This is a genomic window from Synechococcus sp. MEDNS5 (assembly GCF_014279875.1).
Classification (GTDB): Bacteria; Cyanobacteriota; Cyanobacteriia; order PCC-6307; family Cyanobiaceae; genus Synechococcus_C.
The window spans coordinates 567,304-581,137 of sequence record NZ_CP047952.1 but is presented as its reverse complement, the minus strand read 5'-3'; the positions used below and the strand labels follow the sequence as shown (position 1 = coordinate 581,137).

Genomic DNA, 13,834 nt, shown 5'->3' with positions numbered 1-13,834 from the left:
CAACGGCAAAGCTCACGGATCAGGATCAGAGCGCTGCGGCACCGGGGGCAGCCCAGGCAGGCGCCGGAGCGACGCTGGCCTCTGCGGACGCCTGCTCCACGTCCTTCGTCACGACGGTGGGCGTGGTGGCTTCTTCGTGGGCTGAATTGGTCACCGTGACACAGCTGGGAGCGAACAGAAAAATGCTTTCGCCGACGCGTTCCTGATGACCGTCGATAGCGAAGGTGCCACCTGCCACGAAATCCACCGCACGCTGGGCCTGATCAGGCTCCATCATCGTGAGGTTGAGAATCACGGTCTTGCGCTCGCGCAGGGCCTGAATCGCACGGGGCATCTCATCGAAGCTTCTGGGCTCCATCAGTGACACTTCGGCAGCACTGGAGCTGATTCCGGGCATCCCGATCACATTGGAACTCGAGAATGCTTGGTCCATCTCAAAAGGATTTGCAGCATCGAGGGGAGCGAGGGCACTGGATGCCGACGCCATGGCCTGAGGGCTGTCGTCGTGCTCCCCCGCGTCATAGTCGAGGTCGTCGTAATCGCCGTCGAGATAGTCATCTCCTGCGACAACAGCACGAAGGCGAGAAATCAGCGACACCGGGAAACTGCGGAACCTTGACCCTGGATAGCGCTCCATGGAGTTGTGAGCAAGCGTGTCCGGATCGATTGACGCGTCATGTCGGGGACTGACGAGGACCGAACAGCACAGAACCCAGGCGCACCCAGGTCGCCCCTGCGGCAGAGGCCTCGCGCCAATCTCCACTCATCCCCATCGAACAATGCTGAAGTCCGAGGGCATCAGCCAGATCACGGCACTCCCTGAACAGCTCTGCGCGGTCTTCGGCCGCAACTCCCATTGGGGCCATCGTCATCAGCCCTGAGATCTGAAGGCCCTCCAGCATCTGAAGCTCAGGCCAGGCATCCTTCAGGGCATCAATCTCCCAGCCCCCCTTGGCTGGATCGTCCCTCAGCTTCACCTGGAGAAGTGCAGTGGGCCGTTGTTGTTCTTCTAGGGCAATGCGCGAGGTGCGCTGCGCCAGGGCAAGCGAATCAATGGAGTGGATCCAGCTGAAGGCTTTCACCACGGCTCGCACTTTGTTGGCCTGGAGACGACCGATGAAGTGCCAACGAATCTGAGGAAGATCACGCAAAGCTTCTTGCTTTGGAAGAGCCTCCTGCACACGACTTTCGCCGAAATCCAGCTGACCGCATGCCACCAGATCTCGAATCGCGTCGGCCGGATGGCCCTTGCTTACGGCCAAGAGATTCACCTCACTTGGCAACACCGACGACAGCTGCTGCCAGCGGCTCTGGATAGACGTCACCGGTGCGGCCCCCTCAAGCGATTCAGATGAAGGTCTGATCAAACAATTGTTTCCAACTCTCAAGGTCTGCGGCCCCTTCCCGGCGACGCCTCGCCAGATTCAGTTCCGCGTGATGACGCGCATCCAGATAAGGGATCACCTCAAACTGAGCACCCCGCGGTTGCAACGTGACCAGGAAAAACATTCTCTGCGCGTAGAGCGTTGCATACACATCACGGCCATCTCCAGCCGGAGTCACCCTGTACAGCATTCCGAACGTGGGGTGATTCAGATAACCCTCAGCGCTCACAGGACTCACTTGCATTTATCAAAGGGCACCGTACCTGCCACGCAGTCCGATCACCAGAAGCAGTGCCGCCGCAGACAACCAATTGAGAGCACGCTGGCCTGCGGCAGCGGACACGGGAACAGGCCGAAAAGCCTCCGCTGGCAACCAGACACCACCGCGTGCAAGAAGCGCCTCAGCGCCCTGTTCTGCTCGCAGCAGGATGTTGGCCAACAGCCGTTCCCCAACAGCAAGCACGAGACCAAAGGATGCCTTGAAGCCGAGACGGCGGAGATTCACAGCACGGCTCGCCAGGGAGCGCAGCAAGTTCTGCAACTCCTCCTGCACCAGCGGCAGAAACCGAAGAGCGAGCAAGAGTTGAAAACTGAGCCTGTCCATCGGCACCCCCAGCCAAGTGAGCGGAGTCAGCCACCAACGCAGAGCCCACATCAGATCTTCACTCGGAGTCGAGAGCAGCATGAGATTCACGCTGTGGACCACCGTCACAATCAGCGTCGCGCTGTTCAAGCCGAGCTCGGCTGATCGCCGGTCCACCACCAATGGACCGAGCTGGAGCGGTCCAAGCTGGAGGGGACCAAGGCGCAGCAATTCCCAGGACGGTGCCTGCAGCAGCAGTCCGGGCACCTCGCGGGCTGAGCGCAAATTCAGCGAGGCCCCAGGGTCTCCGGTGGGCAGCAGCATGGCCAACAGACCGACGCCACATCCCAACGCTGAAAGAAAAAGCAGGGAACGCCACCACAGTCTCGGCGGCAAACCGCTCAACCCAGTGACCAGAAGCAGCCCGATTACCAGACCGACCCTCCAGATCGGCCCCGCGAGCACAGGAGTGAGCAGAAACATCAGCACCCAGGCAAATTTGAGCCTGGGATCAAGACGACGCAGCCATCCCTCCTGCCCATCCACGTATTGCCCAATCGGTATCTGCCGCAGCCAGTCCATGCCCCTCAGCCCTGGCGGTTCTGCTGACGGGCAAGGTCACGTTCGGCATCGCGCTGCTGCTTGCCCCGCCAGAACAACTTCAACGGGGTGCCATCAAAGCCGAGACCCTCGCGAATTTGTCGCTCCACGTAGCGGCGATAAGTATCCCCAAACAACTTGGGTTCGTTCACGAACAAGGTGAAGCTGGGGGGACGGCTGGCGACTTGAGTGCCGTAGTAAAGGCGGCCCTGGCGCCCGCCCCGGGTGGTGGGCGGGCTGCGCCAGCTCAAGGCCTCTTTCAGCACCTCATTCACCACAGACGTGCTGACCCTCCGGCGGTGCTGCTCCACAGCCAGAGCGGCCAAGGCAAAGATGCTGTCCACTCGCTGGCCTGTCAGCGCTGAGGTGAACAGCATGGGAGCCCAGTCCAAGAAGTAGAGCTTGGCTCTGAGCTCCTTCTCCATGGCCGTCATGGTGTGGCTGTCCTTTTCCACGGCATCCCATTTATTCACCACCACCACACAGGCTCGTCCGTCTTCCTCGATACGACCAGCAAGCCGTTGATCCTGCTCTGTGACGCCGTCCAGAGCATCGATGACAAGCACGCAAACATCACTGCGCTCGATCGCTTTGAAGCTGCGGTTGATCCCGAAGAATTCAGGGCCGTAACTGACACTGCGACGGCGACGAATGCCCGCCGTGTCGACCAGGCGCCAAGGCCTGTTCTCGCGCACGAGACTGGTATCGATGGTGTCGCGGGTCGTGCCGCGAATCGGGCTCACGATCGCCCGTTGCTCACCGCAGATGGCGTTCAGCAAGCTCGACTTGCCCACATTCGGGCGGCCGATGATGGCGAGCTGAATCGGCTCTTCGCTGTCACCCTCCTCGGACTTCGGTGGCAGGTAAGTGAGCACCTGATCCAGCAGCTCAGCGGTCCCAGCGCCGTGAATCGCAGAGATCGGGTAGGGCTCTCCGAGGCCAAGGCTCCAGAACTCAGCGGCCATCGCAAGTCCCTGCTCCGGCGACTCGCATTTATTCACGGCGAGCAGAGCGGGGCAACGCTGGCCGCGCAGAAATTCAGCGATGGCTTCATCCGAGGCTGTCACCCCCTGCTGACCATCGACAATCACCAGGGCGACACTGGCCTCCTCCAGGGCAAGAGCAGCCTGCTCGCGGATCTCAGGCAGGAACTCGCTGTCGTCATCAAAGACCAGCCCGCCGGTGTCCACCACCTTGAATTCCCTGTCACTCCAGTAACCGTCCTGATAGGTGCGGTCACGGGTCACACCGGGCTGATCGTGCACAATCGCCTCTCTGCTGTGGCAGAGACGGTTCACCAGCGTGGACTTGCCAACGTTGGGGCGCCCGATGATCGCGACGACGGGACGCGCCAAGTCAGACCGATGCAAACACTGTCTTGACAGTACAGAGGCACCATGACGCGCTCCGCGGACAACGGACGAATGGGAATTCTTTCCAAGGAAGACTAATGAGACTCAAACAAGACAGCTACCGATGGTGCAGTGCCGCCGCTGTCACATCACCATGCTGGACCTCATCGCCACCCTGGTTGTGGACCTCTCTGACCAGAAGCTCACCGTCCTGGACACCCAAGACAACATCGTGCGGGTGATCCCAGTGAGCACGGGGAAAGCCTCCACACCCACGCCCACTGGACACGCCTCGGTGATCACGAAATACCGCTCCGTGACCATGCGCGGGCGCAATTACGTGGCGCCAGGCGTTCCTTACGCCATGTGCATCACCGCCAACGAACTGATCTGCATGCACGGTGCCCCCTGGCAAGAGGATGCCGGCCAGTCCTTCGGCGTGCCCCGCAGCAACGGCTGCGTGCGCATGCCCACGGCCCAGGCCCGATGGCTTTTTGACAACACCCGCAAGGGAACGAAGGTGATCATTCAGGGTTGAGCTCAGCCCACCGGCGGGTCCCCCGGATGCCCCTGCACGGGGTTCTCGGGGGGATCGCGCAGTTCGGGAAGAGGACCGGCCGAAGGCAGCTCACCCCCCTTGTCGGCGAGCCAGGCCAGCAACCAACTCACGACTGTCGCCCGACGTGTTCTGCGGGGGTACAGCTCACCAATGCGATAGCCAGCGAAGTGAAGCTGCTCCTTGAGGAGCTGCTTGTGTTCTCGCGGAATCGACCGGGTCAAGGCCACCGACGCCGGCCGGGTGGCCACGACCTCAGGAGCTTCGGGAAATGCATCGCGCCAGGCCTCCGGAGTTTGAGGCCCGGCCAACCAGGGACCGCCCCCTCCGGACTGCTGCCGGTATCCCAGACGCTCCCAGACCAGCGCAGCGACCAAGCGGTCACTGAGACGATCCGAAAGCACGGCCTCCAGAAGCGATCGGCTCAGAGGCCAAGACAGGGACTCCATGGAATCGACCCTAAAACTCCCCCAAAGACGCGAGCCGATCGCCCTGGCGGTCCCTTAAAGAGTCCATTACCTTCGAGAGATGTATGTGTTCGACACCTCTCTCGAGGACTCCACGACCCTTCATGGGAACGCGCATCTTCAGAGGCTGGTCTTCCGCCTGCCCAGAGAGGTGATGAAAGCAGCCAAGCGCGATCATGTCCGCCTGCTGGCATCGCGTGATTCAGATCAAGCCGCCAGCACACCCTGGAACGAGAAGGGGCTCGTCACCTTCAGCTTCAGTGCCGAAAACGGGAGCAGCGCGCCGGTGTTCTCCGATCGCCGCGATCACCCCCTGAGCCGCAGCGCCGTCCAGCGCATTCGCATGGGAAGCAGGGTGAGGCTCTCCATCCGTCAGGTGCGACGGCGCCATCCCCGTCCTGGCAGCCGACTGCAGGTGCTCAAAGTTCAGGTGCTCGATCTGGACGCGATTCCTAAAGGAGGCCCAGCAAGCCCTCACAGCATTCAGAGTGTGAATCTCCAGCTGCCCCTCGACCTCATGCAGGAAGTGGAACGACTGGCGACTCAGGAGGACTGGTCGACCCAAGCTTGGTTGCGAAATGCGATCGAGTCCCAGGCGCGTCGCAGCCGGCAACGGCTGGGGCTGGATGAGTCGGTTGCCTGAGCCGATCGACTGCGCGGATTGGCCAGAATGAGACGAATTAGATCACGTCCGATGCCCCCGAACCTGCATTCGGATTTGCATCTGAGCGGCCGTCGCCACTGTCGTGTTCTCACAAGCAGAGTGCTGCAATCACCGCTTGCCGGCGTCAGCGACAAAATTTTCCGGGCCCTGGTGCGCCGTTGGAGCCGTGATGCGCTGCTCTTCACCGAAATGGTCAATGCCACCAGCCTCGAACTGGGTCATGGCCGCGGAAAGGTGGAGGAGCTCCAGCAGGAAGCAGGGCCAATCGCCGTCCAACTCTTTGATCACAGGCCTGAGTCGATGGCTGATGCGGCGCGGCGGGCTGAAGCTGCCGGTGCTTTTCTGATCGACATCAATATGGGCTGCCCTGTGCGCAAGATCGCCCGAAAAGGCGGGGGCAGCGGCCTGATCCGTGATCCCGACCTGGCCTGCTCAATCGTGGAGGCCGTGGTTGCCGCCGTCGGCATCCCCGTCACCGTGAAGACCCGCCTTGGATGGTGCAGTGATCCCCAGGGTGCAGACAGCCACGCCGCGGCCATGGCCTGGTGCCGCAGGCTCGAAGCCGCCGGGGCTCAGTTACTCACCCTGCATGGCCGCACCCGGGAACAACGGTTCAGCGGTCGCGCCGACTGGGAGGCAATCGCAGCAGTGAAACGCACCCTGAGCATTCCTGTGATCGCCAATGGCGATGTGTTCAGCCCAGAGGATGCCCGCGAGTGCCTTGATCTCACCGGCGCTGACGGTGTGATGGTCGGCCGGGGAACCATGGGTGCTCCCTGGCTCGTCGGTCAGATCGACGCCGCGCTGAAAGGCTTGCCGGTCCCCCCCACCCCTGGAGTGAGCGAACGACTCATGCTCGCTGCCGACCAGCTCCAAGCGCTCGTGGCCGCTCGCGGCGATCACGGTCTGCTGATCGCCAGGAAACACATGAGCTGGACCTGCACAGGATTCAGTGGAGCTTCCCAATTTCGCCAGCAACTGATGCGAGCACCCACTCCAGATCAAGCCCTCAGCTTGCTGCGCCGGAAGCAGGACCAACTGGCATGAGCTGGCTACCGCTGCTCGTCCTGATCTGGCCCGCCTGGCTGAGCAGAACTCCGGAGCAATTGAGCCCGATCTGGCGCAGGCGCAGCCTGATTGTTCTGATCGGTTTCTTCACCCTGCGTTATCTGCTCTGGCGGGTCAGCGCAAGCCTGAATCTGAGCACCCCACTGAGCACAACCCTGAGCCTTCTGCTGCTGGCCGCCGAAGCCTGGCTGCTGCTCAGCGGAATGGTGCCGCTTCTGCTCGCTTGGCGTCGCTTCCCCGACCGCCGTCCAGCCATGCATCAGCTGCGGGAGCAATGGCGGCAAAGCCCCTGGACCCCAACGGTGGACATCCTCGTGCCCACCTTCGGCGAACCGATCAATGTTCTGGAAAGAACGCTGATCGGCTGTTGCAACCAGACCTACCCCCACACCCGTGTGTGGGTCCTGGATGACAGCGGACGCCGGGAGGTGAAGTCCCTGGCATCACGCCAAGGCTGCACCTATGTGCATCGACCGGTCCGCACCTCCGCCAAAGCGGGGAATCTGAACCATGGTCTGCGCCGGTGCCGAGGGGAGCTCGTGGCCGTCTTCGACGCTGATTTCATCCCACAGACCACGTTTCTCGAGAACAGCATCGGCTTTCTTTTGGATCCCAAGGTGGGGCTTCTGCAGACACCCCAAACCTTCATCAACGCCGATCCCGTGATGCGGAATCTGGGGATGGAACGCTGGTTGCTTTCGGATGAGGAAAGCTTTTACCGCTGGATTGAACCGGTGCGTGACGGCTGGGGAGCGGTGGTCTGCGCCGGCACGGCATTCCTGGCCCGCCGCTCTGCGCTGGACTCCGTGGGTGGTTTTGTGGAAAAGGCGATCTCAGAGGATTTCGTCACCGGAATCAACCTCCGACGCAAGGGCTGGAGCCTCCTTTATCTGCAACAAAAGCTGAGCGCCGGGCTGGCCGCAGAAACCATGGCGGACTTCGTGCGCCAGCGGCAGCGCTGGGCAAGCGGCACATTGCAAAGCCTGCGGCTACCGGAAGGGCCTCTGCGCGGAGCCGGCCTCACGCCCTGGCAAAGGGTGGCGTATCTCGAGGGCGTAGTGCACTGGGTCAACAACCTGCCGCGTCTGGTGCTGATGCTCATGCCCTTGAGCTACGGACTGCTCGGGACTGTGCCAATCCTGATCACCGCCGACGATGCCGTCAGGCTGCTGTTACCGCTCTGGGCGACGCTCCTGATGGGGGTAGGCTGGTTGAACCGGGGATCGCGCACCGCGTTTTTGAGCGAACTCACGGGCTGGGTTCTCACCGTTCCGCTCACAGTGACCGTGCTGGCCAATTTGATGGGACGCATCGGTGGGTTCAGGGTGACTCCGAAACACCAGCGGCGCGACCGGGGCAGCTGGAGCTTGCAACTCTCGCTACCCCTGTTGGCCTTGCTGGCCCTCAACCTGTTCAATCTCAACGGTCTGCTCAAACCGCAAAGTGCTCTGGATTCCGCCGCATTCGACGGTCGCCCTCTCGGCCTTCTGTGGGCTGTGCTCAACTTGCTGAGCCTCGTCATCGCTCTGCGCGCTTGCTGGGACCCCCCATCTCAGGATCCGTCACCCTGGCAGGCCATCGAAACCTCAGCATGGCTGCAAGACGATGGAGGTCATCGTTATGCCTGCACCCTCAAGGCCATCAGTGAAAGCGGAGCGGAGCTGCAACTGCACGAAGAAACAACACCCCTGGTGGCAAGCACCAGTCTTGGCTGGTGCAAGGAGGTGCCCCCCTTGCCGGTGCAACTGGAGATGGCGAGAGGACAGCGATTGGCGGTCTGCTGGGGCCCCTTGAACGCCGTGGAGCACAAGCAGCTGATCCGCTGGCTGTTCTGCCGTCCGAACTGCTGGCGCGATCGCATGGCCCCTCCGGAGTGGAAAGCCCTTGGAGCCCTGCTCACAAGGCTGTTCACTGCACCATCGAGACGCCCCTTTCAACGCTGCCTGATGCAGCAGGCTGAAGTCAACGCTTCGGGCAGCCGTGCTGGTTGAAGCGCGGGCCTAACGCAACAGAAGGTCGCGGGTGCCGCTGATCGCCTGCGTGGCCAAGAGCAAAGCCACCAACACGTTCACCAGCACATGCATCCGGCGCAGCCAAAGCCGTGCAGCAATTTCCCTCTGCACAGCCATGGTGAGCAGCAGCAGCGCCAGAAGAAGCAGTCCACCCCAGGTATGGGAGTGCCAGATCGTGGTCTCCCCGAATGCCTCGCCAGCACCTGGGAGAGGTTGCAGAGCAATCAAAAGAAGCATCAGCCAGCAGCCCCAGGCACCGATCAGCTTTGGCACCAGACGCCTGGAGCGCAACAGAACCACAAATGACCCAGCAGCCACAACGACAGCAACAGCCGCCGTTCCCCAAAGGGCCACACTCGCCTGCCCAGAAGCCAAGGCGTGGGTGAACGCGAGCAATACGGCTACCAGCAACCCACCGGTGGCCCAACGGCCGTGCTCCGCATGCTCAACGGGAACCGTGGCAGCGATGGAATTGATCTGGAGCCGCCGCTCCCTGGCCAGGATGCCGAGGCGGATGGTGGCACCGATCACGGGATACACGAACAAAATGATCAGCACTGGATGCGCCAGCGCCAGCCACTGCAAAGGAGTCAGCAAAAGAAGAGATTCGTTCAGGGCAACACCTGGGGCCAGGACTGTCGGATGAGCAGAAGAGAAAAATAGGGTTTCGTGTCTTTTGATACCTCGGCAGCGCGGGAAATCCACTGGTCAGGCCAACCCACCCGCTGGGCAAACACAGCCTGTTCGAGAAGGTTCCGCCGTTGCAGAACGGTGCGGACCCAGGGCCAGCGCTGCCCCACTTTGATCAGGCCGAGCACAGTTTGGTTCTCTTCAGCCATCTGGAGAAGGTTCTCCAGTGGACGAATGGAATCGGGACAAGGACGCATGAGAAAGCCTTCCTGTTGAAAAGCAAGCGGAAGGTCCAGGCCCAGCGCGGGTGCGGCAGCTGCAGCAGCACACACCGCAGGGATGCCGGGAACAAGCCTGAAAGGGAGATCAGGATGCCGTTCACGCAGGGCCAGCTGCACGTAACTACCGGTCGCGAACAGGGAGACATCGCCCTCACAGAGAAGGACGACCTTGGAACCCTCACCGACCAGCTGAGCCAGCTGATCGGCAGCACGGCGCCAGGCATCAACTCGGGGGAGCGCTTCCGCCACCATCGGGAACAACAGCGGCAACCGCTGCTGTTCAGGCTTCAGCCAACGCTCGGCAATGGTGAGCGCCATCCCCGTGCCTCCCTCCCGGCCTACCGGATAAGCCACCACATCTGCAAGCTCCATGGCCCGCAGAGCAGCAATCGTGAGCAGCTCCGGATCTCCGGGGCCTACACCCACAAGTGTGAGGCACGTCGACGATGACCCTGAATGATTGAGCAACGTTGGGGAAATGACGGCAACCGGTCCAGCATGCTGAAACAACAGCGTCGACTGCACCCCAGACAGGTTCCTAGCCATGAGTGAGCTGAGCATCTATTCCGCGCAGGCAGGCGAGCCGGTTTTCAGCACGAACGATCCGGCTCGCATCCAACAGGAACTAAACCTGCGGGGCATTGCTTTCGATCGGTGCGCGAGCAGGGCGGAGCTGGCGCATAATGCTGATCAGAACGCAATTCTCTCGACATATACCGAGGAGATCCAACGAATCCAGGCCCTCGGTGATTACCCCACCGTTGATGCCATCCGGATGCAGCCGAATCATCCAGATCGAGAAGCCTTACGCCAGAAATTCCTAAGCGAACACACTCACGCTGAGGACGAAGTGCGCCTGTTCGTGGAAGGACGTGGCCTGTTTTGCCTGCATATCGACAAGGAAGTGCTTCAGGTGATGTGCGAAACCAACGATTGGATCAGCGTGCCGGCTGGAACCCGGCACTGGTTCGACATGGGCGAAAAGCCTTACTTCTGCGCGATCCGCTTGTTCAACAATCCAAGCGGCTGGGTCGCCAACTTCACAGGCGATCCGATCGCTGAACGGTATCCAACGCTCAAAAGCGCTGAGCCAATGCAATAGAAAATCTTTGCTCTAAGAAGAGCACTGCTGCAAGGCAACAACGCCACCCGGGGTCTTCTTGATTTCTCTTGGTCCGCCTTAGGCGGCAAGAAGCAAACGGGCGTCCACCGAAGACCTCTGCACTTTGCCTCGACGGGTGCAAACCCCATCAACAGCTGGTTGATCGCTGATCAGCCAGGCTGCCTCAAGGTCGGCACATCGACTGATCAAATCGCGCACCAAGGGGTTGGCTTTCAAGCCATCCCACTGCTCGTCGGTGGTGCCATTGCGCAGCGCTTGCAGGGAGTCGGCTACAGCCGTTACGGGGTCAGACACCTGGCAACCAACAACAATTGGGTCAATCCTAGAACTGCCACTCAACCACTGGCGCATCTCTTCAGACTTCTTTTGGACTCGCGTGGCGAAACGTTTCAAGGCGGGCGGTCTCGCCTTTTGAGGGCTGGAAGCAAGAGTGCCTGCTGAGCCCTCCACCATGAAGCGACCAGTGGGCACAAAAAGACTCAACAATCACGACAACAATCCACAGCAATCTTCATCTCTCGCAAAGTTGAAATGCTGTTGGTTCATAGGCCTTCACAAGGTAATGACTTATTGACATTCACTCGTTTCAACGGCGCAGCCGAGGAATGATGTTCATAACAAAGAGGCATAGGAGATTCCATGGCTCGTCGTCGCACCCTTCCAAGTCCTGTAACCGAGAGCACCCAGAATCTCTACGAACTGCTGATTGCAATCGGAGTTTGCATCACCTTTGCCGGCATCTTCAGCACGAGCTATTTGGCACTTCTGGAAGGAGCCAGGGCGCCGTTTCAGGCTTGGATCACCGGCAGCACATTTTTCTAAATCTCAACAAATTCGTTCAAGCTTGCAGGGATTATGCGATCACACCAACTGAATGCATGCGCACGTCCTCAGGACAGCTCAACTCTCCTCTCAGTGCATCAACCTCTGCCGCTGCCAGCTGCTCCAGCCTGGGAATGATCACATCACGCGAATAGCGCTGCTCACACAGCACCCAATAGAGACCGAAGTGACGCGCTTCACTTTTTAAAAGGCTGCCGTAGAGCTCTCGAAGCCCCGGGTCAGGACTGTTTTGGGCCAGCAACGCCATGCGTTCGTGGCTTCGGGCTTCAATCAAGCCTGCGATCAGAAAGGAATCCAGCATGCGCTCGGGCTCTCCCCGTCGAACCTGCTTGGCGAGAAGGGCTCCGTAGGCAGGAGAACGGAGCGGTTCCAAATAGCGCCCCCTGGATTTGAGCAGCGCAAGCACCTGCTCGAAATGCTCCAGCTCTTCCCGCGCCAAAGGGCTGAGAACTTCGCCCAGACCCGGTTCACAGAGATACCGGAACATCAACTGAACCGCGGAACCCGCGGCCTTGCGTTCGCAGTGGGCATGGTCAATCAACACCTCCATGGGCCTTGCGTTGGCCTGCTCAACCCAGCGGTCGCTCGTGGAAGCTGCCAACCAGCGGATCGAGGCTATCGATGGGCCTGAACGGCCCAGCGTTGTACTGGCGATGCTCATGCCTTTGCCCTTATGAGGTGATTCACCAAGCCGTCAAAAGCCATGTCGTAGCTGAAGGCGCCGAAACCACACACCACGCCCAAGGCACGGTCGGCGAGATAGGAGTGATGACGGAACGTCTCGCGTGCATGGATATTGCTCAAATGCACTTCCACAAAAGGAATCGCAACCCCCAGCAGAGCATCGCGCAGGGCGATCGAGGTGTGGGTGTAAGCACCGGCATTGATCAGGATTCCGTCCACCGAGCCCATCGCCTGATGGACCCGTTCCACCAGAGCACCCTCAAAATTGCTTTGAAACGTTTCCAGTTGAACCTCAGCCGCTGTGGCCCGATCCCTCAAGCGCGTTTCAATGTCTGAAAGCGTCTGGTGCCCGTAAAGGCCTGGTTCCCGCTGCCCCAGAAGATTGATGTTGGGGCCGTTGAGCAGCAGCAGACGCATCACCCGCAGGAACGCTGGCCCCTGATCGTATCGACCACCCCAGTCATGTGAGCTGGTAAGTTCATCCGGTGTGGTTCGGGTCGGTGCCCGAGTGGTTAATGGGGGCGGACTGTAAATCCGCTGGCTCTGCCTACGTTGGTTCAAATCCAACCCGGCCCATCCACCACATGCCCTTGTAGCTCAGCGGTAGAGCACTCCCTTGGTAAGGGAGAGGTCTCGAGTTCAAGTCTCGACAAGGGCTTCCATCCAACCGATGGCAGCGGCACCCAGTCATGGTTGATCTCGACACCCTCGCCTGCATGGACGGCCTGGTCTGGCTGCGTTCTGGACGGGAGGTTGCCCACCGACTGAATTTGGACCAGTCATCGGTGAGTCGCCGTCAGCAACGATGCGCCAGCAGCTTCGGCGTCACGCTTAAAAAGGAAGAGCAGGAATGGGTGATCCAAGGCGATCGGACCCTGCTCAAGATGGAGCGCAGGGTTCACCAAGCAGCGCGCCTCCAAGGGTTGCGACCGCTGCGTTTAGAAGCCAGCTACTGGACCCTGCCCCTGCTCTGTGATCCCGAGCCCAGCGGCTGGATCGCTGGGCTTTCCAACCTGGTAGGAGTTGAGCCGAATCTGACCTTGCTCCGTGAGCGGATCTGTGATGCCTGGATCTGCGGGCTGCCCGAGCAACCGGATCCCGAGGATCCCGATCTCTGCATCCTTCCGCTCTGCACAATGCCGCTCCAGCTGCTGGTGCGCGCCGATCACCCCCTGGTGAACAGACCATCCCTCAGCATTGAAGATCTGCAAGCCTTTCCGAGCCTCGCCTTACCCAATGGCGTCTATCCCACCACTGAGAAGCAGCTCAGAGCCATCGGGCTGTGGAACAGCCCAGTGCGGATGACGCGCTATCGCAAGGAACTCTGGGAAGGCCGCAGCGTTACAGACGTGACGATCGGCTACGGCCATTGCCTCAGCCAGGCGGCATGCAACGAGTCGCTGGTTTCCCTGCCTTTTGAACTGACCTTTGCATCGGGTGAGGTGTTGGTGGTGCAGCGTGAACAGCGCCAGCATCCGACGATCCAGGCCCTTGCCCATGACCTTCGCACCCGCCTGGAAGCCCTTCAGGAGCGCTATCCCGAGATCAGGCTGACCCCACTAGCTCGTGCGGATGTCTAAAAGCCA

18 protein-coding genes and 2 tRNA genes are annotated in these 13,834 nt (G+C 60.7%); 9 read left to right on the top strand and 11 right to left on the bottom strand.

What is annotated here, in order from left to right:
• Positions 1 to 25: 25 nt before the first annotated feature.
• The 5 genes from SynMEDNS5_RS02845 to der all read right to left on the bottom strand — a co-directional run bounded on the left by SynMEDNS5_RS02845 (position 26) and on the right by der (position 3,923).
• On the bottom strand, positions 26 to 598 hold the full coding sequence (locus tag SynMEDNS5_RS02845; RefSeq protein ID WP_186585801.1) for a cell division protein SepF: 573 nt from the start codon (positions 596 to 598) through the stop codon (positions 26 to 28).
• Positions 599 to 674: 76 nt separating this feature from the next.
• Entirely contained in the window at positions 675 to 1,325 is a 651-nt protein-coding gene (locus SynMEDNS5_RS02840; protein WP_186584196.1) for a YggS family pyridoxal phosphate-dependent enzyme, read from the bottom strand.
• A gap of 22 nt (positions 1,326 to 1,347) precedes the next feature.
• On the bottom strand, positions 1,348 to 1,614 hold the full coding sequence (locus SynMEDNS5_RS02835) for a PipX family protein (RefSeq protein ID WP_186585799.1): 267 nt from the start codon (positions 1,612 to 1,614) through the stop codon (positions 1,348 to 1,350).
• 18 nt (positions 1,615 to 1,632) lie between these two features.
• Positions 1,633 to 2,550 carry an energy-coupling factor transporter transmembrane protein EcfT gene (locus SynMEDNS5_RS02830; protein ID WP_186584195.1) on the bottom strand — a complete coding sequence of 306 codons (918 nt, stop codon included), beginning with the start codon at positions 2,548 to 2,550 and terminating at the stop codon, positions 1,633 to 1,635.
• Between the two features lie 5 nt (positions 2,551 to 2,555).
• The gene (gene der, locus SynMEDNS5_RS02825) at positions 2,556 to 3,923 is read right to left on the bottom strand and encodes a ribosome biogenesis GTPase Der (RefSeq protein WP_186584194.1); all 1,368 of its coding nucleotides are present in this window, start codon (positions 3,921 to 3,923) and stop codon (positions 2,556 to 2,558) included.
• Positions 3,924 to 4,074: 151 nt separating this feature from the next.
• Here der and SynMEDNS5_RS02820 point away from each other — a divergent pair, with 151 nt between their 5' ends.
• Positions 4,075 to 4,458, top strand: a complete 384-nt coding sequence (locus tag SynMEDNS5_RS02820) for a L,D-transpeptidase (protein WP_186584193.1) — start codon at positions 4,075 to 4,077, stop codon at positions 4,456 to 4,458.
• A gap of 2 nt (positions 4,459 to 4,460) precedes the next feature.
• Here SynMEDNS5_RS02820 and SynMEDNS5_RS02815 read toward each other — a convergent pair whose 3' ends face one another.
• Complete coding sequence (locus SynMEDNS5_RS02815) at positions 4,461 to 4,925, bottom strand: DUF1823 family protein (protein WP_186584192.1); 465 nt, start codon at positions 4,923 to 4,925, stop codon at positions 4,461 to 4,463.
• Positions 4,926 to 5,004: 79 nt separating this feature from the next.
• Between SynMEDNS5_RS02815 and SynMEDNS5_RS02810 the strand changes: the two genes are divergently transcribed.
• From SynMEDNS5_RS02810 to SynMEDNS5_RS02800, 3 genes are read left to right on the top strand one after another with little or no spacing between them, the layout of a single operon-like run.
• On the top strand, positions 5,005 to 5,586 hold the full coding sequence (locus tag SynMEDNS5_RS02810; RefSeq protein WP_186584191.1) for a hypothetical protein: 582 nt from the start codon (positions 5,005 to 5,007) through the stop codon (positions 5,584 to 5,586).
• Positions 5,587 to 5,637: 51 nt separating this feature from the next.
• Positions 5,638 to 6,654 carry a tRNA dihydrouridine synthase DusB gene (gene dusB, locus SynMEDNS5_RS02805; protein ID WP_186584190.1) on the top strand — a complete coding sequence of 339 codons (1,017 nt, stop codon included), beginning with the start codon at positions 5,638 to 5,640 and terminating at the stop codon, positions 6,652 to 6,654.
• A complete protein-coding gene (locus SynMEDNS5_RS02800; RefSeq protein WP_186584189.1) occupies positions 6,651 to 8,666 on the top strand; it encodes a glycosyltransferase in 2,016 nt (671 codons plus the stop codon). Before dusB ends, SynMEDNS5_RS02800 begins: the two co-directional genes overlap by 4 nt.
• 9 nt (positions 8,667 to 8,675) lie before the next feature.
• Here the strand turns inward: SynMEDNS5_RS02800 and SynMEDNS5_RS02795 are convergent, their stop codons facing one another.
• Together SynMEDNS5_RS02795 and SynMEDNS5_RS02790 are read right to left on the bottom strand one after the other, a co-directional pair.
• Positions 8,676 to 9,284 (bottom strand): DUF4079 family protein, encoded by a 609-nt coding sequence (locus SynMEDNS5_RS02795; RefSeq protein ID WP_186584188.1) that lies wholly within the window; start codon positions 9,282 to 9,284, stop codon positions 8,676 to 8,678.
• Positions 9,285 to 9,298: 14 nt separating this feature from the next.
• Complete coding sequence (locus SynMEDNS5_RS02790) at positions 9,299 to 10,024, bottom strand: precorrin-2 C(20)-methyltransferase (RefSeq protein WP_186585798.1); 726 nt, start codon at positions 10,022 to 10,024, stop codon at positions 9,299 to 9,301.
• A 118-nt stretch (positions 10,025 to 10,142) separates the two neighbouring features.
• Here SynMEDNS5_RS02790 and SynMEDNS5_RS02785 point away from each other — a divergent pair, with 118 nt between their 5' ends.
• Positions 10,143 to 10,700, top strand: a complete 558-nt coding sequence (locus SynMEDNS5_RS02785) for an acireductone dioxygenase (protein WP_186584187.1) — start codon at positions 10,143 to 10,145, stop codon at positions 10,698 to 10,700.
• A gap of 78 nt (positions 10,701 to 10,778) precedes the next feature.
• On the opposite strand, the gene SynMEDNS5_RS02780 is transcribed toward SynMEDNS5_RS02785, so the two are convergent.
• Positions 10,779 to 11,015, bottom strand: coding sequence for a hypothetical protein (locus SynMEDNS5_RS02780; RefSeq protein WP_186584186.1), 237 nt, complete (start codon positions 11,013 to 11,015; stop codon positions 10,779 to 10,781).
• Between the two features lie 345 nt (positions 11,016 to 11,360).
• Here SynMEDNS5_RS02780 and SynMEDNS5_RS02775 point away from each other — a divergent pair, with 345 nt between their 5' ends.
• Positions 11,361 to 11,543, top strand: coding sequence for a hypothetical protein (locus SynMEDNS5_RS02775; RefSeq protein WP_186584185.1), 183 nt, complete (start codon positions 11,361 to 11,363; stop codon positions 11,541 to 11,543).
• A gap of 31 nt (positions 11,544 to 11,574) precedes the next feature.
• Here SynMEDNS5_RS02775 and SynMEDNS5_RS02770 read toward each other — a convergent pair whose 3' ends face one another.
• Together SynMEDNS5_RS02770 and aroQ are read right to left on the bottom strand one after the other, a co-directional pair.
• A complete protein-coding gene (locus SynMEDNS5_RS02770) occupies positions 11,575 to 12,225 on the bottom strand; it encodes a tRNA-(ms[2]io[6]A)-hydroxylase (protein WP_186584184.1) in 651 nt (216 codons plus the stop codon).
• Complete coding sequence (gene aroQ, locus SynMEDNS5_RS02765; protein WP_186584183.1) at positions 12,222 to 12,665, bottom strand: type II 3-dehydroquinate dehydratase; 444 nt, start codon at positions 12,663 to 12,665, stop codon at positions 12,222 to 12,224. The genes SynMEDNS5_RS02770 and aroQ overlap by 4 nt, the downstream gene beginning before the upstream one ends.
• Positions 12,666 to 12,742: 77 nt before the next feature.
• On the opposite strand from aroQ, the gene SynMEDNS5_RS02760 reads away from it, so the two are divergent.
• The 3 genes from SynMEDNS5_RS02760 (at position 12,743) to SynMEDNS5_RS02750 (ending at position 13,828) form a co-directional block, all read left to right on the top strand.
• Positions 12,743 to 12,824: transfer RNA gene (locus SynMEDNS5_RS02760), tRNA-Tyr, on the top strand.
• Between the two features lie 10 nt (positions 12,825 to 12,834).
• Positions 12,835 to 12,906, top strand: a tRNA-Thr gene (locus tag SynMEDNS5_RS02755).
• A 31-nt stretch (positions 12,907 to 12,937) separates the two neighbouring features.
• Positions 12,938 to 13,828, top strand: coding sequence for a LysR family transcriptional regulator substrate-binding protein (locus tag SynMEDNS5_RS02750; RefSeq protein WP_186584182.1), 891 nt, complete (start codon positions 12,938 to 12,940; stop codon positions 13,826 to 13,828).
• Positions 13,829 to 13,834 lie beyond the last annotated feature (6 nt).